The sequence below is a fragment of the Paenibacillus phyllosphaerae genome, assembly GCF_014192105.1.
In the GTDB taxonomy this organism is placed as follows: domain Bacteria; phylum Bacillota; class Bacilli; order Paenibacillales; family Paenibacillaceae; genus Paenibacillus_Z; species Paenibacillus_Z phyllosphaerae.
In genome coordinates, this window is record NZ_JACHXK010000003.1 from 502,915 (window position 1) to 521,533 (window position 18,619).

The 18,619-nt window shown below is 53.3% G+C and carries 20 protein-coding genes; 15 read left to right on the forward strand and 5 right to left on the reverse strand.

The genetic code is table 11. From position 1 onward, the window contains the following. Positions 1 to 76 precede the first annotated feature (76 nt). Genes FHS18_RS09955 through FHS18_RS09965 form a run of 3 tightly spaced genes read left to right on the forward strand, consistent with a single transcriptional unit; the run spans position 77 to position 5,329 of the window. A complete protein-coding gene (locus tag FHS18_RS09955; protein WP_183599541.1) occupies positions 77 to 1,948 on the forward strand; it encodes a CHASE2 domain-containing protein in 1,872 nt (623 codons plus the stop codon). A 27-nt stretch (positions 1,949 to 1,975) separates the two neighbouring features. Beyond that, positions 1,976 to 3,721: a FecR domain-containing protein gene (locus tag FHS18_RS09960; protein WP_246427578.1), complete on the forward strand. Its 1,746-nt coding sequence runs from the start codon at positions 1,976 to 1,978 to the stop codon at positions 3,719 to 3,721. Positions 3,722 to 3,736: 15 nt separating this feature from the next. Beyond that, a complete protein-coding gene (locus FHS18_RS09965; protein ID WP_183599545.1) occupies positions 3,737 to 5,329 on the forward strand; it encodes an NHL domain-containing protein in 1,593 nt (530 codons plus the stop codon). A 68-nt stretch (positions 5,330 to 5,397) separates the two neighbouring features. On the opposite strand, the gene FHS18_RS09970 is transcribed toward FHS18_RS09965, so the two are convergent. Continuing rightward, entirely contained in the window at positions 5,398 to 5,535 is a 138-nt protein-coding gene (locus FHS18_RS09970; RefSeq protein WP_183599547.1) for a hypothetical protein, read from the reverse strand. A 188-nt stretch (positions 5,536 to 5,723) separates the two neighbouring features. On the opposite strand from FHS18_RS09970, the gene FHS18_RS09975 reads away from it, so the two are divergent. From FHS18_RS09975 to FHS18_RS09985, 3 genes are all read left to right on the forward strand, one after another. Then, entirely contained in the window at positions 5,724 to 6,821 is a 1,098-nt protein-coding gene (locus FHS18_RS09975) for a quinone-dependent dihydroorotate dehydrogenase (RefSeq protein WP_183599695.1), read from the forward strand. An 18-nt stretch (positions 6,822 to 6,839) separates the two neighbouring features. Further along, positions 6,840 to 7,643: a GTP diphosphokinase gene (gene yjbM / locus FHS18_RS09980; RefSeq protein WP_183599549.1), complete on the forward strand. Its 804-nt coding sequence runs from the start codon at positions 6,840 to 6,842 to the stop codon at positions 7,641 to 7,643. Positions 7,644 to 7,827: 184 nt separating this feature from the next. Beyond that, positions 7,828 to 8,886, forward strand: a complete 1,059-nt coding sequence (locus FHS18_RS09985; protein ID WP_183599551.1) for a LacI family DNA-binding transcriptional regulator — start codon at positions 7,828 to 7,830, stop codon at positions 8,884 to 8,886. 84 nt (positions 8,887 to 8,970) lie between these two features. Here the strand turns inward: FHS18_RS09985 and FHS18_RS09990 are convergent, their stop codons facing one another. Next, entirely contained in the window at positions 8,971 to 9,477 is a 507-nt protein-coding gene (locus FHS18_RS09990; protein WP_183599553.1) for a PCYCGC motif-containing (lipo)protein, read from the reverse strand. Further along, entirely contained in the window at positions 9,477 to 9,935 is a 459-nt protein-coding gene (locus FHS18_RS09995) for a thioredoxin family protein (protein ID WP_343060481.1), read from the reverse strand. The genes FHS18_RS09990 and FHS18_RS09995 overlap by 1 nt, the downstream gene beginning before the upstream one ends. Before the next feature lie 313 nt (positions 9,936 to 10,248). Here FHS18_RS09995 and FHS18_RS10000 point away from each other — a divergent pair, with 313 nt between their 5' ends. Genes FHS18_RS10000 through FHS18_RS10010 form a run of 3 tightly spaced genes read left to right on the forward strand, consistent with a single transcriptional unit; the run spans position 10,249 to position 13,447 of the window. Then, entirely contained in the window at positions 10,249 to 11,844 is a 1,596-nt protein-coding gene (locus FHS18_RS10000; protein WP_183599555.1) for an RsmB/NOP family class I SAM-dependent RNA methyltransferase, read from the forward strand. Beyond that, entirely contained in the window at positions 11,845 to 12,612 is a 768-nt protein-coding gene (locus FHS18_RS10005) for a pseudouridine synthase (RefSeq protein WP_183599557.1), read from the forward strand. Positions 12,613 to 12,649: 37 nt separating this feature from the next. Continuing rightward, positions 12,650 to 13,447 carry a Cof-type HAD-IIB family hydrolase gene (locus FHS18_RS10010; protein WP_183599559.1) on the forward strand — a complete coding sequence of 266 codons (798 nt, stop codon included), beginning with the start codon at positions 12,650 to 12,652 and terminating at the stop codon, positions 13,445 to 13,447. Between the two features lie 68 nt (positions 13,448 to 13,515). On the opposite strand, the gene FHS18_RS10015 is transcribed toward FHS18_RS10010, so the two are convergent. Both FHS18_RS10015 and FHS18_RS10020 read right to left on the reverse strand, forming a co-directional pair. Continuing rightward, positions 13,516 to 13,611 carry a dihydroorotate dehydrogenase gene (locus tag FHS18_RS10015; protein ID WP_183599561.1) on the reverse strand — a complete coding sequence of 32 codons (96 nt, stop codon included), beginning with the start codon at positions 13,609 to 13,611 and terminating at the stop codon, positions 13,516 to 13,518. Positions 13,612 to 13,825: 214 nt separating this feature from the next. Beyond that, positions 13,826 to 15,175 carry an RsmB/NOP family class I SAM-dependent RNA methyltransferase gene (locus FHS18_RS10020; RefSeq protein WP_221401272.1) on the reverse strand — a complete coding sequence of 450 codons (1,350 nt, stop codon included), beginning with the start codon at positions 15,173 to 15,175 and terminating at the stop codon, positions 13,826 to 13,828. A 228-nt stretch (positions 15,176 to 15,403) separates the two neighbouring features. Between FHS18_RS10020 and FHS18_RS10025 the strand changes: the two genes are divergently transcribed. The 6 genes from FHS18_RS10025 to FHS18_RS10050 all read left to right on the forward strand — a co-directional run bounded on the left by FHS18_RS10025 (position 15,404) and on the right by FHS18_RS10050 (position 18,526). Further along, a complete protein-coding gene (locus tag FHS18_RS10025; protein ID WP_183599563.1) occupies positions 15,404 to 15,580 on the forward strand; it encodes a hypothetical protein in 177 nt (58 codons plus the stop codon). After that, positions 15,567 to 16,001 (forward strand): GNAT family N-acetyltransferase, encoded by a 435-nt coding sequence (locus tag FHS18_RS10030; RefSeq protein ID WP_183599565.1) that lies wholly within the window; start codon positions 15,567 to 15,569, stop codon positions 15,999 to 16,001. Before FHS18_RS10025 ends, FHS18_RS10030 begins: the two co-directional genes overlap by 14 nt. A 42-nt stretch (positions 16,002 to 16,043) precedes the next feature. Then, positions 16,044 to 16,598, forward strand: coding sequence for a GNAT family N-acetyltransferase (locus FHS18_RS10035; protein ID WP_183599567.1), 555 nt, complete (start codon positions 16,044 to 16,046; stop codon positions 16,596 to 16,598). A gap of 59 nt (positions 16,599 to 16,657) precedes the next feature. Beyond that, positions 16,658 to 17,110 (forward strand): DUF2663 family protein, encoded by a 453-nt coding sequence (locus tag FHS18_RS10040; protein WP_183599569.1) that lies wholly within the window; start codon positions 16,658 to 16,660, stop codon positions 17,108 to 17,110. A gap of 197 nt (positions 17,111 to 17,307) precedes the next feature. Continuing rightward, positions 17,308 to 17,679 carry a sensory rhodopsin transducer gene (locus FHS18_RS10045; protein ID WP_183599570.1) on the forward strand — a complete coding sequence of 124 codons (372 nt, stop codon included), beginning with the start codon at positions 17,308 to 17,310 and terminating at the stop codon, positions 17,677 to 17,679. A gap of 88 nt (positions 17,680 to 17,767) precedes the next feature. Beyond that, complete coding sequence (locus tag FHS18_RS10050; RefSeq protein WP_183599572.1) at positions 17,768 to 18,526, forward strand: DeoR/GlpR family DNA-binding transcription regulator; 759 nt, start codon at positions 17,768 to 17,770, stop codon at positions 18,524 to 18,526. The last annotated feature ends 93 nt before the right edge of the window (positions 18,527 to 18,619 follow it).

Below are 18,619 nucleotides of genomic sequence, written 5' to 3' on the forward strand. Positions count from 1 at the left end.
GCTATACTCCACTACAATAGAGTCATAGAATCATAGACGAAAGACCTATATAACAGTGGGGACGTGGAAAAGCGCCATGCTTAGAAAAAGCTGGATTCGTTTGCTTATTGCGGGAGTTCTGATCAGCTTGTTCTGGTCGTTCCTGTACAGTCTGGGATCGGGCGGTATGCTCGGGTTTGTGGAAACCCCGCTGCGAGACGCGATACGCAAACAATCGGATAAGGAAAGAGAGCCCTATCCGCAAATCAAACTGATCAAGATCGATACGGCTTCTCTGGAACAGCTAGGCCAATTCCCATGGGACCGGGCCTTATATGCGCAACTGATCGATATGCTCGGGAGCGCTGGAGCGAAGGCCATATTCCTGGACATCGTGCTGGCTGAGCCAGGAGCCGATCCGGCGAGCGACGCTGAACTAGCTCGGGTATTGCAAAAATACCCCAATATCGTGCTGCCCGTCGTTTTTAATTTCAAGGCGGAACAGGAAGCGGCAGGCAGGATGGAGACCGAATCGATCGACTATCCTTCGGCGACGATCGGCGCCAGCCAGAATCAGTTCGGCCACATTAACGTTATGCAAGACAGCGACAGCGTCGTCAGGATGGTGACGCTCGGGGCTAAGGATGAACAAGGCAATATGATTCCCGCCGTTAGCGTGAAGCTCGCCAACTATTTATTGAAGGAAGAAGATCAGATTCGCTGGGATGAAGCGAAACAGGCTTGGTACCATGGCGATGACCGGATTCCAACGAATGAACGGCAACAAGTGACGACCGAGTATTATACGAAGCCGAGGGAAGAGACGAGTGCGGACACCGGCTATGACGCGCAGTCGTTCTTCGATGTGCTGGCGGGTAATATCCCGGCAGATTACTATCAGGACGACGTTATCCTGATCGGACCGTATGCGCCAGGCATGCAGGATGAGTATGCTACGCCGCTTAGCGAGACGCTCAAGATGTACGGGGTCGAGATCCATGCGAATATGGTGCAGTCGCTGGCGGCGGGCAAGTTTTATTTCGATACGGGCAAGCCGGTCAATTATACGACCCTGTTCGTGTTAACCTTGCTGGCCATGTTCTTGTTCGAACGATTCAAGGGGACCAGAACCTTCATCGTATACGGGATTCTCGTTATCCTATTCGTCGCGCTCTGGATGAATATTTATTTCTTCTATCATCATTTCATTGTCTTCATCTATCCGTTCCTAGCATTGACGACGGCATTCCTATGGTCGGTCGTCCTCCATTTCGTGCTAGAGCGGCGGGAGAGAAGCAGGGTCACGAATATATTCGGGCGATTCGTCCCGCGTACGGTTGTCGACGAGATGCTGGCTTCAGGAGAGGAAATTAAGGTCGGCGGACAGCGCCGCGATATCAGCGTGGTGTTCGTGGACATTCGCGGGTTTACGCCGATGTCGGAGAAGCTGGAGCCTGAACAGGTTATCCAGGTGTTGAACGAGTATTTGGACATCTGTACCAAAGCGGTATTCAAGTGGAACGGAACGCTGGACAAGTTTATCGGCGATGGCGTCATGGCGATCTTCGGCGCGCCGGTCGATCTGCCGAACCATCCGGAGCTCGCGGTACAAGCGGCGCTCGAGATGAAGCGGCAGTCGGCTGATTTGGAAGAAAGATGCTTGCGTGAGATCGGGCTCCCGGTGCGTTTCGGTATCGGCATTAACAGCGGCCCGGCGGTTGTCGGCAATATCGGATCGGAGATGCTTCGTCTTGATTATACGGCCATAGGCGATACCGTGAATCTGGCGGCACGGCTAGAGGCGAATGCCAAACCGGGCCAAATTCTGATCAGTGAAGAGACTCTAGCGCGCGTAGAAGGTCTGTTCGAGACCGAAACGATCGGCGAGATCAAGGTGAAGGGCAAAGAAATGCCGGTCCTTGTCACGCAGGTGCACGATACCCGCAAGCAGGCTGCGGACAACAATTGACATAAGGGGAGAACGGGATTGAAGACCATGACAATGAGAGGCGTAATGCTTACGCTGTGCCTCATGCTGCTAGCCGGTCCGCTAGCCTTGCTGGTGGGGGCAAGCGAAGCGTCGGCAAAAGTCAGCCGCGTCGCCATCGCTACGAAAGTAAGCGGAACCGTATCGGTATTGAAATCCGGCGGGGCTAAGGCGTTCAAAGCGTTCAAGAACATGACATTAAATGAAGGCGACGTGATCCGGACGGGTAAGGACGGTTCAATCGTGCTTGAATTGGCGAGTGACGTGGCGGATCAAGACTCGGTTACCATCGGCGCCAACTCGGAAGTTTCGTTCACGAAACTCAAGGACGAGAAGGGAACGAAGGCCAAGCTCACCGTGTGGGCCGGTTCCTTGTGGGTGAAGGTCAAGTCGGTGTCCAATGCCGACGACCGGTTCGAGGTAGAGACGCCGACGTCGATCATGGGTGTCCGCGGAACCCATTTCTTAGTGAACGTGAATCCGGCGACAGGAGTGACTCAAGTTTATTTGGCGGCAGGCGTAATTGAGTCGACCACGGCGAAAAAAATGTGGAACGTAGGGAAGACGGAGCAATTAGACGGTCAAATCTTCATTTACCCGACCCAGCAGATCACACAATTAGCAGAGTCCGATGGCGTTCAATCGATCACGTCCATCGTCGATATCGAATCGCTGGTAGCAGAGTCTTCGCCAGAGGTCATTGCTGCGCTAATCGCCAATGCGGCTTCGATCTATGAAGAACAGCAGCAAATGATCGAGAAGTGGAAAAAAGAGCTAGGGCAACCGGATGGCCTGGAAGGCTATTCGATCACAGATCCCGGCGAATTGGAACGGTTCAAACATAATATGGAGTCGTTCGTCTCCATGATCGCTCAGCAAGCCTTGCAGCAGAAGAAGATTGAGCAAGCCGACCTTCAGAAGTTGGTCGAACAAGCGAACAAAGAAGCGGGTAGAGTCATTGTAGATTTAACGGCTCCCGCGGAGATGATCCAATCGGAAAAAGATAAATTAGCGCAGGAACTGAAACAGAAGCTGATAGAGAAGGCAAAGGAAGAACAGAACCGAAAGCAGCAAGAACTAATCGAGAAGCAGAAGTCAATTGCGGACGATCTGCTTAAAAAACTTCAAGATAAGAAGCAACAGCTGTCGGAACTCAACCAAGCCAGCTATAACAAAGACTATGATCCAGACAAATCGGATACCTCCGAAAACTCCGGTTCATCGAGTAATGGTGGAAGTGTACAGCCGACAGTATCACTTGCGTTCGCCAATTCTTATACGGATAATCGAGTTGCGCTCGGTCAGACCATACCGCTCAATGTGAATTTCACAGACTTTACCTCGAAGCCAGTCTATGGTTACCAACTTGAATTGCAATATAACGCCAATGTGGCGGCATTCGACTCCGCATTGTACGCGACAGAGGCCTATACGAGCATTCGCAAACTTAGCCCATTCAAAATCGAGCCTGAAGGCGAAATCGTCAACGATGCGCTCGGCGTAGACCAGATCAAGACGATTAATTCGGGGTCCGCCACCGGGACGTTGGTTTACTCCGCTGTACTCGTACAGTCCGGCACGGCCGTTAACGTGGCGAATAACTCCATCGTCCTTCGCGTTCCTTTCCAAGCCACGGAGGCTGGAACAGCCGTTTTCAGCATCAAGTCGCTGAAAGTATTCGATAAGGATGGTAATACAATTACAACGATTGCCGGCAATTCGCTATCGTTAGAAATCTATCTACCCCGCGTATAAGGAGAGGACAACGACATGAAGAAGTGGAAGACATCCATTATGACGGCGGCAGCGGTCACTCTCCTTACCGGGAGTTTAACGACTGCAAGCGCGGCTTCGACGAGCACGCTGCTGGCAAGCCGCCATTTACTTGAAATCCATACCCTTGCCGGCACAGGCGAATATGCGTTTCAAGATGGCGATGCTGCTCAAGCCGCATTCCATGAACCGACTTCGCTGATCTATGATTCAGCCGGCGGAAATTTGATCGTCAGTGATACGCAGAATCAGCGTATTCGCTTAACGGTGAAGAACGGGACGACGAGCACGTTAGCCGGCCTATCATGGGGAGAGGACGAGTTGAACGTTCCTTTTGGCGGGATGAATGACGGGGGCAAAGATGCGGCGGTGTTGAATCATCCCGCCGGACTTGCCAAGGATGGTCAAGGCAACATTTACTTCGCGGATTCCGACAATCATGCGATCCGTAAACTCGATAAGAACGGCAACGTGATGACTATTGCGGGGAATGGCGTTCTCGGACGCACAGACGGGAATGTTACATCGGCGCAATTCTATCATCCGTTGGATGTAGCCGTTTCGAGCAGCGGAATCCTATATGTCGCCGATACGCTGAATCATGTCATCCGCAAAATCGAAGGAAATCTTGTCACCACCATCGGCAACGTTTCGAAACGAGTCATTGAAGTGCAGCCTGGCGATTTTGAATACGCGGGAGACTTTGCGGACGGTTCGCTTAGTCAAGCAAAGTTCAACGAACCAAGCGGTCTGGCAGTGGACAGCAGCGGAAACTTGTATGTAAGCGATACGGGGAATCAGCGCATTCGTTATATCGATTTTGCCAAAGGTACGGTAACGACCGTCGCCGGCGGCGCCTCGGGATCAGCGGTTAGCTACAATGGCGACTTCTACGCGGAAGGGGATTACGCAGACGGGACTGCCGCGGATTCCCGTTTCCACGCCCCGCGCGGATTGGCTGTTACGCCTGAAGGCGGACTGCTTATCGCCGATTCGCTCAATCACGTCATTCGTTACTTAAAGGATGGCATGGTAACGACTGTTGCGGGAACGCCGGATGAAGACGGCGAGCAGGAGGGCATTGCAACCGCGGCAGGCTTCCATTCGCCTACCGATGTCACATGGATCGGGAATGATAGCTTTGCCGTTGCCGACGCTGGCAATAACGTCGTTCGCATCGTGCAGAAGTACCAAGTGCCGGCGAACTTGAAGGCGGACGCTTCCATCCATTTGCTGCTCAATGAGCAGGAGTTGGCGAGCGATGTTGAGCCATTGATCGTGAACAACACGACATTCGTGCCGCTGCGTATTCTAACGGAGAAACTGGGCTTTAAGGTTGCCTATACGAAGGCCAGTACGGTACTGTCCAAAGGCGATCTCAGTTATACCGTTGTTCCGGGGGCCACAACGATCCGCAAGAAATCGGGACAGACCGAAAGCGTGATTACGCTTGCCAATGCTCCATTCACGCACAGCAGCCGGATGTTCTTACCGGTTCGTTTCTTCGCCGAAGAAGCGGGGCTGGACGTGCAATGGTTGCCCGAAGCGCAAGCCGTGCTGATTCGCGAGAAGCTATTCGCCACGAATTAGGGAATCAAACAAATGAGGGCCGTCCGTTGGATTAACGGACGGCCCTATCGGTTTAGAAGTAAGAAGTGTTACGTTGTGAGGAGCAGCACGGCCATGAGGATGACAAGTACGGCAAAGCTCGAAATGATCCATACCAACGCCTTCTTATTCACTTGCTCCTTCGGTTTGGTTTTAAGTGTCGGCGGTCTTTTCTTCGGATGGCTCATGCGGATCAACCCTTCTCTTAAAAATTGGTACATGTGTCTATATTGTAACCGTTTGCGCAAAGATGGGCAATATCGTTTGTCGCATTTTGCAACGCAAAAAAGGCATTAGATGGGTATAGCTCTTTCTTTTTAGGCCAGAACACGATAAACTGTCAGGTAGAGCTAACGAGAACGGAGTGGATGTTAAGTTGTTGTACACGAAGCTGGCCAAGCCTTTTTTCTTCAGGCTGGATGCGGAGAAAGCCCACCATATGGTGATTGACGGCCTGTATACGGCAGGGAAGATTCCTGGTATACCTGGTCTTGCGCGGGGCATGTGGGGGGTTAAAGACTACCAAGAGCTTGCAGTAGATTTATTCGGACTGAAATTTCCGCATCCGATTGGTCTGGCAGCGGGATTGGATAAGAATGCGAAGGCTGTCGACATGTTCGCGAACATCGGCTTTGGCTTCGCAGAGGTTGGCACGGTAACGCCTAAAGGCCAAGTAGGCAATGATCAGCCGCGTTTGTTCCGGCTCCCGTCGGATGAAGCGCTGATTAATCGGATGGGCTTTAACAATGACGGTGCGGATGCGATGGCCGAGCGCCTGGCAGCCGTACGCGAGCGCCGAATACCGATCGCCGTCAACATCGGCAAGAACAAAGTAACGCCTAATGAGCTTGCGCACGAGGATTACCGCGCTTGCCTGCAGAAACTATATCCGTACGGCGATTTCTTCGTTGTCAATATTAGTTCCCCGAACACGCCGGACCTTCGCGCGTTGCAGCACGGCGATGAGCTTAGGTTGCTGCTTACAACCGTTATGGAAGAGATGGCCATTCAAGCGAAGAAGAGCGGCAGAGGTCAGAAGCCGGTTCTGGTTAAGATCGCACCGGATATGACGGATGAGCAGCTGGCGTATACCGTAGATACCATATCGCAGAGCGGAGTATCCGGGATTATCGCTACGAATACGACGATCAGCCGCGAGGGGCTAGGCCATCCGAACGCCAAGGAGACCGGCGGTTTAAGCGGATTGCCGCTCAAAGACCGCTCGACGGCCGTTATTCGTTCGGTTTATAAACAGACGGGCGGCAAACTGCCTATTATTGGTTCCGGCGGCATTTTTACAGCGGATGACGCATACGATAAAATTCGCGCTGGTGCGAGTTTAGTCGAAATTTATACTGCGCTTATATATCGAGGACCCGAATTGCTGAATGAACTGGCGCTTGGTCTTCGCAAGCGTCTGGCGGAAGACGGATTCGTCTCCATCACAGAGGCGGTTGGAGCAGATTATCGGTAACGAACAGGAGGCGGCTGGATGGACGGTAGAGACTGGAGCCTGTTTTTACAGCCTTATGAACAAGCGGTAGAAGAATTGAAGGTTAAACTGAAGACATTGCGGACGGAGCTTAAAGTTCGCGAGGCGTATGCGCCGATCGAATTCGTCACAGGGCGCGTGAAGAAGATTTCGAGCATTCTGGAGAAAGCGAAGCGGCTTTCCGTTCCGGCCGAGAAAATCGATACCGGGATCGAAGATATAGCGGGCATTCGCATTATGTGCCAATTCGTGGACGACATTCGCCGCGTGGCGGATATTATTCGCGCCCGCAAAGATTTAACGCTCGTTTATGAGAAGGATTATGTGACGAATTATAAGGAGAGCGGATATCGGAGCTTCCATATGATCGTCGAATATCCCGTTCAGACGGCGCTGGGGATGAAGAATGTACTCGCTGAGATCCAGATTCGTACCCTCGCGATGAATTTCTGGGCGACGATCGAGCATTCGCTCAATTACAAGTATAAGGAAAGCTTGCCGGACGAGGTGCGCGAGCGGCTGAAGAAAGCATCCGAGGCCGCCTTTATGCTGGATACGGAAATGTCTAGCATCAGACAAGAAATTTTGGACGCCCAAATGGATTTCGAAAAGAAGTCGAATATGGTATCCAGCGTCCTTAGCGATATTCAAGATCTGTATTTCTTCCATCGCGTTCGCGAAGCCGCACAATTCCAGCTTCGGTTCAACGAATTGTGGGAGCAGGAGGATGCATATGGCATTCGAATGCTGGCCGATGAGATTAAAGTGGCGATCAGCCGCGCGAAGAAGAACAATAATGGATAAGAACGGACAAGAAGCTTGTGACCTTGGCAGCATGGAATGCGAAGGTTCCAAGCTTTTTTGCGTTTTCTGTCACGTATTTCCAGGCGCGATCGACAAGCATCGGGCAACATTAGACCTTTTTCTATGTTTCTCTCATTTGTTATGATAAAATTAGCTACATTAAGCAAACAAGTGGAGTGTTCACATGAAGAAGGTTACGATGCAGCAAATCGCCGATCAAGTCGGCGTATCGAAATTCGCCGTCTCCCAAGCCCTGTCGGGCAAGCCCGGCGTCAGCGATGAGACGAGAGAGCGAATCGTGCAGACGGCTGCCATGCTGGGCTATTACTCTCAGCGGCATGCAAGATTGAAGCAGGGGACAGGCGTATCACAGGAACGCGAAACGTCAGGGACGGTCAACAAGATGACGGTGATTGTGCTCATACCGAATGTGAGGTTCCAGAACAGGGATTCCTTGTATTGGGGCCGAATTATCGACGGGGTCACGATCGCGCTCGAGGAACAGGGACTGGGCGTCATGATGGTGACGGAATACAACACGGACTACTTCTTGAATGTCATCAATCCGAACGCGGTGCTGGGCATGATCGGGATCGGACTGATCGCCAACCGCGTCCTGCTTGACGTACGCAATGCGGGTATTCCGTTTGTGCTGATCGATCATGAGGAAGCGTTGGTCCCGTGCGATACGATCTTCATGAACAATTATGATTGTATGCGGCGGGTAACCACCCATCTGATCGGACTTGGCCATCGTAATATCCGTTTCGTCGGCAGCCCGTTCTATTCTCGCAGCTTCTATGACCGCTATATGGGCTATAGAGCGGTTTTGGAAGAATACAAGATTCCGCTGCCACGGGAAATCGAGGCTATGCAGGCAATTGAATTGGAAAGCGACATAGAGGTTGGTATACGGTCATTGATGGAACATCAGCAGTTGCCAACCGCGTTCGTCTGCGCCAATGACTCGCATGCGATTCAAGTGATTGCCGTACTCTCTTCGCTAGGCGTGAACGTGCCGGGGGAAATATCGGTTACTGGATTCGATAACACCGAGGAGAGCGCGCAATGCGAGCCGGCCGTAAGCACGGTCAATGTGCCGAAGGAAGAATTGGGCAGACGAGCTGTGGAGACGCTGTTGCGCAGGCTTAGCAATCCGGACGTGCCGATCGAGAAAGTGCTGCTCTATGGCGATCTGATCGTTCGCGAATCCGTTCAGGCGACTGAAGCGGCAGACAGTTAGTTTAAGGTCACGAAGCAAAACAAGAACAACCCCCGAACTGCTGGCGATCACCAGCGGCCGGGGGTTGTTGGCCTGCTACGAGATTCAGATGGATGGCTTAAACTTGGCGTCAATCGCATCGCGGATCTCGTCCGTCGTCTTGCCTGCCTTGTTCATCTCGATGATGTCCTCAAGCTCTTCCATGCAAATCCCGCAGCTAGCGCTATGGTTGGTCCACGTGATGGAATCTTCGTCAGTCTCCCCGATATAGCAACGATAGAGGGAGTCATGCTTCCGCTCCGCGTCGTCCATGCAGCCGCAATAGCAGTTGATCTCCTTCAAGATCTCTGCGACGCTGCCGACCTGCGCATACAGATCTTGGGTCAGTTTGCTGTAATCGGTCAGGAAGCTTGGGGCTACGGCAAAGGATTCCGTCGTCTCGAACAGCTCGGAACCGTGCTGGTGCTGCTTGCTGTCGCCGCTGCTGCTGCATGCAGAGAGAACGACGACAGCGGATATCGTTAGGGCTGACAACGAGACGAGCCACTTGACCGCGCTGCGGCGGGATTGAGCTTCGGGCTGCCGATCGGCTTCGCGCGTAAGGCGCTTCATCACGCGGCATCATCCTTTACGGGCGCATTGATCTTCGCTTTGTACTTCTCGAAGAAGGCGCGGTAATCTTCAATGGTGTTGCCGGTGTCGGTTCCCGGCTCTTTGATACCGCCTACGATTTTGTCGGCTTGCACGCCATTCTCGTAATAGACGAGCGTCGGCGTGTATTCGATATTTTCTTTACCAAAGTATGGCGTGTATTCGAGCAAGTTGAACTGCTTCATATCTACGTCCAGTTCCTCGGTCAGAGGCGTCAAGAAAGGCGTCGTGTACTTGCAATGCGGACAGCTGGCCGAGAAGAAGTAGACGAAGAAATTCTTCTTGTCCGATTTCAGCTGTTCAAGCTCGTCAGGCAGAATGATGTTCTGATAATTCTCGTCATCAAGAAGCGCCTTCGTATCGGGTTGAAGTTCGGAGGTACTCTTGCCGTAAACATTGTTCTTGGTCTGGTTATTCACGACGACGAGCAGTGCGACGATAACGACCAGAATGACTGCGAAAATAATGAAAGGCTTGCTGCTCGATTTCTTGTTCTTGCTGCTTGCATACGTGTGTGTTTTCTTCTTCGTGGAAATGATGATCGACCTCCGAATGGACAGGTAATATTGGTCAAGCTAACGGCTTTATTATACAATAAGACGAATCAATAAAAAAACGTTAGTTTCCAACTTTAGTCAATATGTACGCTGCGATCTTTGACTTGCCTTTCACAATCGTAAGAGTGGGAATGCAGCATGGATCGAAGTTTAATAAAGGAGTCTACCTATCATCATGGGCATCTTGCTACCTGAGAAATTTCGGCATAAAATGAAAGGCTTGCTCGGCGAAGAGTTCGAGGCGTTCCTGGCCTCCTATGAACGACCGCGGAAGTACGGCCTTCGCGTGAATACATTGAAGCTTGAGACCGACCAGTTTCTGCGCATATCGCCCTTCGCGCAGCGGCTAACGCCTGTGCCATGGACGAAGGAGGCCTTCTATTACGAAGAACAGGACCGTCCGGGCAAACATCCCCATTACCATGCGGGGCTGTATTATATCCAGGAGCCGAGCGCCATGGTTCCTGCGGAACTGCTGGACGTCCAGCCGGGAGACCGGGTACTCGACCTGTGCGCTGCCCCGGGAGGCAAGTCGACGCAACTAGCCGCGAAGCTGCAGGGCCGTGGCGTGTTGGTGACCAACGATAATGCCAGAGAACGGACGAAGGCGCTGGCCAAGAACGTGGAGCTGGCCGGCGTACGTAACGCAATCGTACTGAACGAGGAACCTGCCGCTATCGCACGCGTGTTCGAGGGCTGGTTCGACCGCATTTTGGTGGATGCGCCTTGCTCGGGCGAAGGCATGTTCCGGAAGGACGAGTCCATGATCGCGGAATGGGAGAAGCATTCCGTCGAGCGCTGCTCGCTTATGCAGAAGGACATCCTGCAACATGCCGCCGCGATGCTGGCTCCCGGCGGAACGCTCGTCTATTCGACCTGTACGTTCTCGCCGGAAGAGAATGAGTGGCAGATCGCAAGGCTGCTTGCTGATCATCCGGAGATGGAGGTAGAAGCGGTTGAACTTCGCTACGGTTGGGCGGCAGGCCGTCCCGACTGGATCAGCGAAGAGCTGCGGGCTCCCTTAAGCGAGGAGCGTCTGGCGAGCGTGGCCGGAACGGTCAGATTGTGGCCGCATTTGACCGAAGGCGAAGGGCACTATGCCGCAGTTCTTCGCAAACGCCTTACAGACGCGTCCGATCAACCTATCGCAGAACGTCAATCGAATCGCGATCTGCCGGATGAGTCCGCCAAGCAGGACAGTCGCGGGCAGCGCAAGTCGAAGTCTGCTCCCAATCCGGCGGGACGCGATCGTTCCCTTCGCTCCGAGGCCAAAGGCGCGAAGGGCGGCCGTGACCGCCACAGCGGCCAGAAGCTGCATAAACGCGAGGCTGCGGAGGTCGATCCCGTCGCATCGTGGCAAGCTTTTGCGAGCGGTCATCTGCCAACCGCATCCGATTGGCCGGGACGATTGGTCGCTTTTGGCTCGAGACTCTACTTGCAGCCGTACGGCATCCCGTCATTGGATGGATTGCACGTGGTGCGTGCCGGTTGGTACTTAGGCGAAGCGGGAGCGCATCGCTTCAGCCCTTCACATCCGCTTGCGTTGGGACTGCGCGAGATGGAGGCTGGCTCGATTCTTGAGCTGCTATCGGATGAATCGGATACGCTTCGATACTTGAAAGGTGAGACGCTGGCGCTGGAGCCAGACCGTCTTCCCGTAGCCAAAGGATATGTATTGGTATGCGTCGACCATCAGCCGATTGGCTGGGGCAAATATAGCGGTGACGGTATGCTGAAGAACGAGCTGCCGGCCGGATGGAGGTGGATGTAAATGGCGAAACGAATTCGGCTCGATAAACTGATCTCGAACATGGGCTTCGGCTCTCGGAGCGAGGTGAAACTGGCGGTCAAGCAAGGGCGAGTCACCGTGGATGGCGTTAAGGCCAAGGACAGCGGGATGCAGCTCGATCCCGATCAGGCGAAAGTGGTCATCGACGGCGAGGAAGTATTGTACCGGGATGTTATCTACGTCATGATGAACAAGCCGCAGGGCGTAATCTCCGCGACGGAAGACAACCGCGACCGGACGGTCATTGATTTGCTCGACCCGGAGGATCAAGTGCTGCAGCCGTTCCCGGTCGGCAGGTTGGACAAGGATACCGAAGGGCTGCTGCTTATCACGAATGACGGCCAGCTCGCCCATGATCTGCTGTCGCCGAAGAAGCATGTGCCCAAGACTTACGAAGCAGACGTCCTTGGCGATGTCGGACAAGCGGATATCGAGGCGTTCGCGCAGAGCGTTACATTGGACGACGGCTACGAAACGATGCCGGCGCAGCTGATCATTAACGATAAAGAGACGCGGCAGGATGAGGTCGTTAGCCGCATTACGCTTACGATTCACGAAGGCAAATTCCATCAGGTGAAACGGATGTTCGAGGCAGTCGGCAAAAAGGTGATTTACTTGCGCCGAATATCCATGGGGCCACTGCAGTTGGACGAATCGTTGCCGCTGGGATCCTATCGGCTGTTGACCGAAGCCGAGCTGGAGCAGCTGATGGCGGTTCGGGGCGAACACGCCGCGAAATCCAAACGTTAGTCTGCAAACCTTCAAATAGAAAGAGTGGAGCATATCGATGGCATTACATTATGACATGATTGCGCTTGATGTCGACGGCACGCTTTTGACCGACGCCCATCAGCTGACTGAGGAGACGCGCGCAGCCGTACGCGAAGCGGCCAAGCTAGGAGCCGAGATCGTCCTTTGTACAGGCAGAGGTCCGATCAATACGCTGCCCGTGCTCGAGGAGCTGGGCTTGTCCGGCACGATTATTACGCACAATGGCGCCGCTACGGTGGATGCTGCCCGCAAGGCGGTGCTTCACCAGTACGATCTGTTACCCGATGAATTACAGCGGTTCATCGCCTACTGCCGCGAGGGCGGGCATCATTTTGATATCAATACGGCGTTCGAGCTGATGACGGAATCTATCGGACCATCGGCGGAAGCCATGTACAGCCAGTTCAATGTTAAACCGATCTTAGGACCGTTCGGTTCCCCGCTGCCGCAAGGGCTCGTGAAGTTTACCGTATTCGGCACACAGGATGTCATGGATGAAGTGGAAAACGCATGGAATAGTTGGTCGCATGGGCTGAACCACATCCGCAGCGGAGATTTCTTCATCGACGTCCAGCATCCGCTCGCGAGCAAGTCGTCGGCATTGAAGCAGCTGGCCGACCTTAGAGGCGTTGACCCGAGCCGTGTTATGGCGATCGGGAACTACTACAACGATGTCGGCATGCTGACCTTCGCCGGACTTGGCGTAGCCGTTGCCAACTCGCCCGAAGCGGTCAAGGCGGCCGCGAACGTTATCACGTCATCGAATGAAGAGAACGGCGTTGCGCAAGCGCTGCGCGGTTATGCGTGGTCATAGCCGTTTGAATGCGAAAAGCCGAAGGGGAGATCCCCTTCGGCTTTTGCACTGCGATGGCAAGGTGTTGATTAGTACAGTACGCCTTTAGTTACGATTACCAGCAGAATGAACAGTACCAAGATCAAACCTGCGCTTGAGAAGCCTCCACCGTGTACACCGGACATTGAAATTCCTCCCATATAAGAAATTTCCGACGCCGTGTTGCTTTCCTTTGTCTCATCTCTCGGCACTCGGTATACGATAATATATGCCATACCGCCGTTGGCGATTGGACATTAGCCCGGGTGCGAACATAATTAGGCGAATGTCCATATGCCATTGCCGCGTTCGTCTGGAGACGAAGGGTGGGCTGCTAACCGTTCATGATGGCTGCGCAGGTTATTTGAAGCGGCGCAGACCTTTGGGCAGATGGTTCTTCACGATCCCGCCGCTTGCTTTGCCCCATCCGAGGGGCAGACCGTTTACGGCTACGATCCCCCAGCCGGTATGACCCGATTCAGCAGGCAGCGTCTCGCCGCGCAAATAGGCGTGAACTTCCGGCGCTTCCGCCGCATAGGACTGTACCCATGCTGCATGGTTGGCTGAGATGGCCAGCGCGAGCGCATGGGCTGGCTCGAACCGGTTCTTCTTCATATCCCCTAGATGCAAGCCCGGACGCGGGACCTTCAGTCCGTTCAGATCAGCTGCCGCGATTAAGCTGCTGCCTGCTCCTTGAGGCAGCCAATAGAGCGCTTCGCCGTAACGAACCGTTTCACCGGGACCGATGGGAAGCCCGCCGGGGAGCGATTCGGCTGCGAATGCTTGGACGAACGCCATATCGGAAGATGGCCGTTCTTTGCTTTCCGATCGTTTGGCTTTGCCTGATTTCTTAGCTCGCGTTTCACTCGTGGCTGGCAGCGCATCGTTCGCCTCGGCAGATTTGCGCAGCACGGCAACAAAATGCCCCTCGCCCCTGACGAGATGCGGCCACACCCGCTCCGTCTCCACGACGGAGAATTCCGGATGCTGCTGACAGAAGGCTGCGATGGCCTCTTCGTTCTCCGAGCGGTTGAACGTGCAGGTCGAATAGACGAGACGTCCACCCGGCTTCAGCATGATCGCCGCATGCTCCAGAATATCAGTTTGACGAGCGGCGCACATCGCCACATGTTCAGGCGACCATTCGGCAATGGCTTGTTCGTCTTTGCGGAACATCCCTTCGCCGGAGCAAGGCGCATCCAGCATGATCCGGTCGAAAAAGGCGGGGAAGCGGCGGCTCAGCTCGTCGGGAGCGGCATTCGTGACGATGGCATTCGCGATGCCGAACCGTTCCACGTTCTCGCTTAAGATCTTGGCGCGCGCCGGATGGATTTCGTTGGCGATCAACAGGCCTTGGCCTTTCATGGCGCCTGCGATTTGCGTGGTTTTGCCGCCTGGGGCTGCCGCAAGATCCAGGATGACTTCGCCCGGCTGCGGATCGAGCAGCGCGGCGGCCGTCATCGCGGACGGTTCTTGAATATAGTAGAGCCCGGCATCATGGTAGGGATGCTTGCCTGGCCTTGCAGATTCTTCGTAATAGTAGCCGTTGCTGCACCAGCGGATCGGGCTTAGGGTGAACAGCGAGGTGAGCTCGCCTAGCAGCTCTTCGTGCTGATCGTACTTAAGCGGGTTGAGGCGCAGTCCGTATGTCCGAGGCTCATCGTAGCTTTGGAGGAAACGCTCCGTCTCATGTCCAAGCAGATGCTGCATTTGATTAATGAAGGATTTAGGTAATGAGGCACGCACGATGCAAGATACTCCTTTTCGTCTGAAAATCGTAATCGCATCATTATACCATAACAGGACGAACAGGGCGGAATGCACCTCGTGTTCTAATTGGTTATGGAAAATATATCCTGTATTTACTGTGAGGAATGTATAATCAATAGGCGGTTCGATTCGTCCGAATCTCGTTATCGAGCAAAGGAGTGATCAGACTTGGGTGTTCTCGCCATGATCATTATCTATTTCATTCTTGGCGCGCTGGTCGTCAAGGTAGGGATTGACAACTCCAAGAACACGCACTATGTTAGAGAACTATTGGAAGAAGTACGGGAGCTCAAAGAAATAATCAAGCAGCAGAACAAGCGGGAGGACTACGATGATCTCCATTAAACCTTATGAAGAGGTGGACTTGGCCGGCGTCGCGGCGCTTATGGCGGATCTGGGATATCCTTCGGAGCACGAAGCAGTAGCCAGACGGCTCGGTCATATACAAGCACACGACTCGCTTCACGTCTATGTCGCGCATGCATCCGGAGAAGTAGCTGGGCTGATCGCCCTGCGATTATGTTGGAACATGGAATATGACAATCCGACCGCGCAGGTTGCGCTAATCGTGACGAAGCAATCTATGCAGGGCCGGGGGATCGGGAAAGCGTTAATGGCTTTCGCCGAAGGCTGGGGCCGGGAAAGAGGCGCCGGCGATATGATGCTTACGAGCGGCAATAAGCCGGAGCGGCAGCGTGCGCACGGCATGTATCAGCATTTGGGCTATCGCAATAACGGCATCCGATTCGTCAAACGATTGAAGTAGCCTGAATGTCATTGATAAACAATAAGATAAAGGGAGAACGTCATGACGACTACACTGACAACGAAACGCCTGATTCTTCGCAGTCTCGATGGTTCGGCTGCAGATGCTGTACGTGATTATTATCATCGGAACCGCGAGTTTCTGGAAGCGTGGGAGATTAAACGGGACGATAGCTTCTATACGATGGAGCATCATGAAGAGCTGCTGGGCATTGACCAGCGGCTTGAGGCGGTGGGGACGCAGGTTAGACTCTGGTTATTCCACAAGGATGCGCCAGAGACGGTGATCGGGACGGCTACACTGAGCAATATCGTTCGCGGTGCGTTCCAATCCTGTTATCTCGGTTACCGGATCGATGGGGAGCTGGCCAATCAAGGTCTTATGACGGAGGCGCTGCAAGCGCTGATCGAGCATGCTTTCACGGAAATGGGCTTGTACCGGATCGAAGCCAATATTATGCCGCACAATGAACCATCGCTGCGCGTCGTTGCGAAGTTAGGCTTTTATGAGGAAGGCCGGGCCATCAAGTACTTGCGTATTAATGGCGTGTGGGAAGATCATATTCATATGGTGCTTCGCAATACGAAAATGGAATAACGTCAAAGAGCGGTTCAGCTTTCGGCCAAGCCGCATATATATCCATTGAGGTGATGGATATGCCATCTATACGCGAGCAAATCGAGGCGTTGCCGATTGCCGAAGATGCCAAAGGCGTTATTCATGAAGTCATTAAGCGCAAAGGAAAAGTCGATGGCCTAAAAAGGATGCAGATCTTGCTGGCCATCATCAACAGCGGCGTGGCCATTATCATCTTGGTCTGGCTGTACAAGCTTAGTCTGGTATCGAACGTGAACGTCTTTGAGCTTATCAGTTATTTGGGCAGCAGCACCGCCTCAACCTTTTTCTTGCTCGTGGCGATCTCATCCTTCATCTATTCCGGTCATGTTACGAAGGAGCATAAGAAGGAGAAACAGAAGTACGACGATCTGCGACGCGAGGCGATTACCTATTTGAGAGCCAGATGGGATATCGGCGAAGGCTCCTTGCTGCGGGACCGCATTTCCTCCATTCTGGATCAGGGAGGAATCAATTTGATTTTTTACAGCTGAATCTGTGGATGCAAGGCGGTGACCGATGCGGTTACCGCTCTTATTTATCGTTCAGATCTGATTTTCAATGTAAAATAGCAGTAAATAAATATATTCAAACATATTCAAAGATGTTAAACTGATGTTAACAAAAATAAAAACAACCTCATCTATGCCTAAGCCATTTTCTTATGCTATTATACGGGAGGAATTAAGCGATGAAGCAAGCGAAAGGCATGAAACACTGGATTATTCCGGATGGATATATCCCACCGACTAGCGCGGGCACGCTCCTTAGCCATGAATCGATCTGCGTATTGAACTGTTCTTCGGAAGAAGCGCTGTTGAAGCTGACGATTTTTTTCGAGGACCGCGAACCGATTGAGGATATTCTGGTCGTGATACCCGGACGGAGAACGAAGCATGTCCGCACAAGCTCATTAGCCAAGAACGGGGAATCGATTCCTGTCGGTGTTCCCTATGCGATAGAACTTATTAGCGATATCCCTGTCGTTGTCCAATACAGCCGGTTGGATGCCACGCAGGCGGAGAACGCGCTTATGTCGGTCATGGCTCATCCGCTTGCTTAGTGTACGCTTGAGCTAGCGTTATGGCATGCGCAGGCAACGAACATGCCGCGTGAGACAGCAGGCAGGGGGAAGAGAGGTTGATGAAGCGATGCTCGTAGCAGAACGATATGAGCGAATTGTGCAGCTGGTCAATGAACGCGGCAGCATTCGAGTCACCGAACTCAGCGAGATCTGTCAAGTGACCGAAGAGACGATCCGGCGTGATCTGGATAAGTTAGAGGCGACGGGCAAGCTGCGGCGTTCGCACGGCGGTGCGGTCAGCGTGAAGGAACAGCATAGCGAAACCCCGTACGCAGAGCGTGAGATCATCCACGCCGATGAGAAGAGAAGGATTGCCGCCGAAGCGGTCAATTGTATCTCGCCGAAAGATCGCATTCTGCTGGACGCCAGCACGACGGCTTGGTACATGGCGGCGAGTCTGCCGGATATGCCGCTTACGGTATTGACCAACTCGATCCGGGTTGCCACCGAGCTCAGCACCAAAGAGAAGATTCAAGTGATCGCGGCGGGCGGCCAACTGGCGCAGCGCTCCTTATCGTTCGTCGGGCCGCTCGCCGAGCGGTCGCTCGAGAGCTATCATGTCGACAAAGCTTTCCTGTCTTGCAAAGGCGTGCATATGGAGCGGGGGATCAGCGAGTCCCACGAGCTGCAGGCGCGCGTGAAGAGCAAGATGGTCGGCATGGCCGATCATGTCTACTTGCTTGCGGATGCCAGCAAGTTCGGGGTACAGGCGTTCACCCATGTCGCTAATCTGCAGGAGATCCATACGCTGATCACGGATCGCGGCATCGACGAGCTTACGCTTGCGCAACTGAAGGAGAAAGCGATCGAAGTTATAATTGTATAGACGCCTTAAGGCGTAATCAGGCAGCTCCCTCGCATACCATGCATCCGTGGTTCAGCGAAGGGGCTGTTTTTATTTTTTGCCTAAACGTCCTTG

Excerpts from the sequence above, each read along its gene's own strand:
- FHS18_RS10045 (WP_183599570.1), top strand. The coding sequence starts at position 17,308 with ATGAAGCAAGCGAAAGGCATGAAACACTGGATTATTCCGGATGGATAT.
- FHS18_RS09990 (WP_183599553.1), bottom strand. The coding sequence starts at position 9,477 with ATGAAGCGCCTTACGCGCGAAGCCGATCGGCAGCCCGAAGCTCAATCC.
- FHS18_RS10040 (WP_183599569.1), top strand. The coding sequence starts at position 16,658 with ATGCCATCTATACGCGAGCAAATCGAGGCGTTGCCGATTGCCGAAGAT.
- FHS18_RS10035 (WP_183599567.1), top strand. The coding sequence starts at position 16,044 with ATGACGACTACACTGACAACGAAACGCCTGATTCTTCGCAGTCTCGAT.
- FHS18_RS10005 (WP_183599557.1), top strand. The coding sequence starts at position 11,845 with ATGGCGAAACGAATTCGGCTCGATAAACTGATCTCGAACATGGGCTTC.
- FHS18_RS10010 (WP_183599559.1), top strand. The coding sequence starts at position 12,650 with ATGGCATTACATTATGACATGATTGCGCTTGATGTCGACGGCACGCTT.
- FHS18_RS10015 (WP_183599561.1), bottom strand. The coding sequence starts at position 13,611 with ATGTCCGGTGTACACGGTGGAGGCTTCTCAAGCGCAGGTTTGATCTTG.
- yjbM (WP_183599549.1), top strand. The coding sequence starts at position 6,840 with ATGGACGGTAGAGACTGGAGCCTGTTTTTACAGCCTTATGAACAAGCG.
- FHS18_RS09970 (WP_183599547.1), bottom strand. The coding sequence starts at position 5,535 with ATGAGCCATCCGAAGAAAAGACCGCCGACACTTAAAACCAAACCGAAG.
- FHS18_RS10050 (WP_183599572.1), top strand. The coding sequence starts at position 17,768 with ATGCTCGTAGCAGAACGATATGAGCGAATTGTGCAGCTGGTCAATGAA.
- FHS18_RS10020 (WP_221401272.1), bottom strand. The coding sequence starts at position 15,175 with ATGCAGCATCTGCTTGGACATGAGACGGAGCGTTTCCTCCAAAGCTAC.
- FHS18_RS09965 (WP_183599545.1), top strand. The coding sequence starts at position 3,737 with ATGAAGAAGTGGAAGACATCCATTATGACGGCGGCAGCGGTCACTCTC.
- FHS18_RS09955 (WP_183599541.1), top strand. The coding sequence starts at position 77 with ATGCTTAGAAAAAGCTGGATTCGTTTGCTTATTGCGGGAGTTCTGATC.
- FHS18_RS09985 (WP_183599551.1), top strand. The coding sequence starts at position 7,828 with ATGAAGAAGGTTACGATGCAGCAAATCGCCGATCAAGTCGGCGTATCG.
- FHS18_RS10000 (WP_183599555.1), top strand. The coding sequence starts at position 10,249 with ATGGGCATCTTGCTACCTGAGAAATTTCGGCATAAAATGAAAGGCTTG.
- FHS18_RS10030 (WP_183599565.1), top strand. The coding sequence starts at position 15,567 with ATGATCTCCATTAAACCTTATGAAGAGGTGGACTTGGCCGGCGTCGCG.
- FHS18_RS09960 (WP_246427578.1), top strand. The coding sequence starts at position 1,976 with ATGACAATGAGAGGCGTAATGCTTACGCTGTGCCTCATGCTGCTAGCC.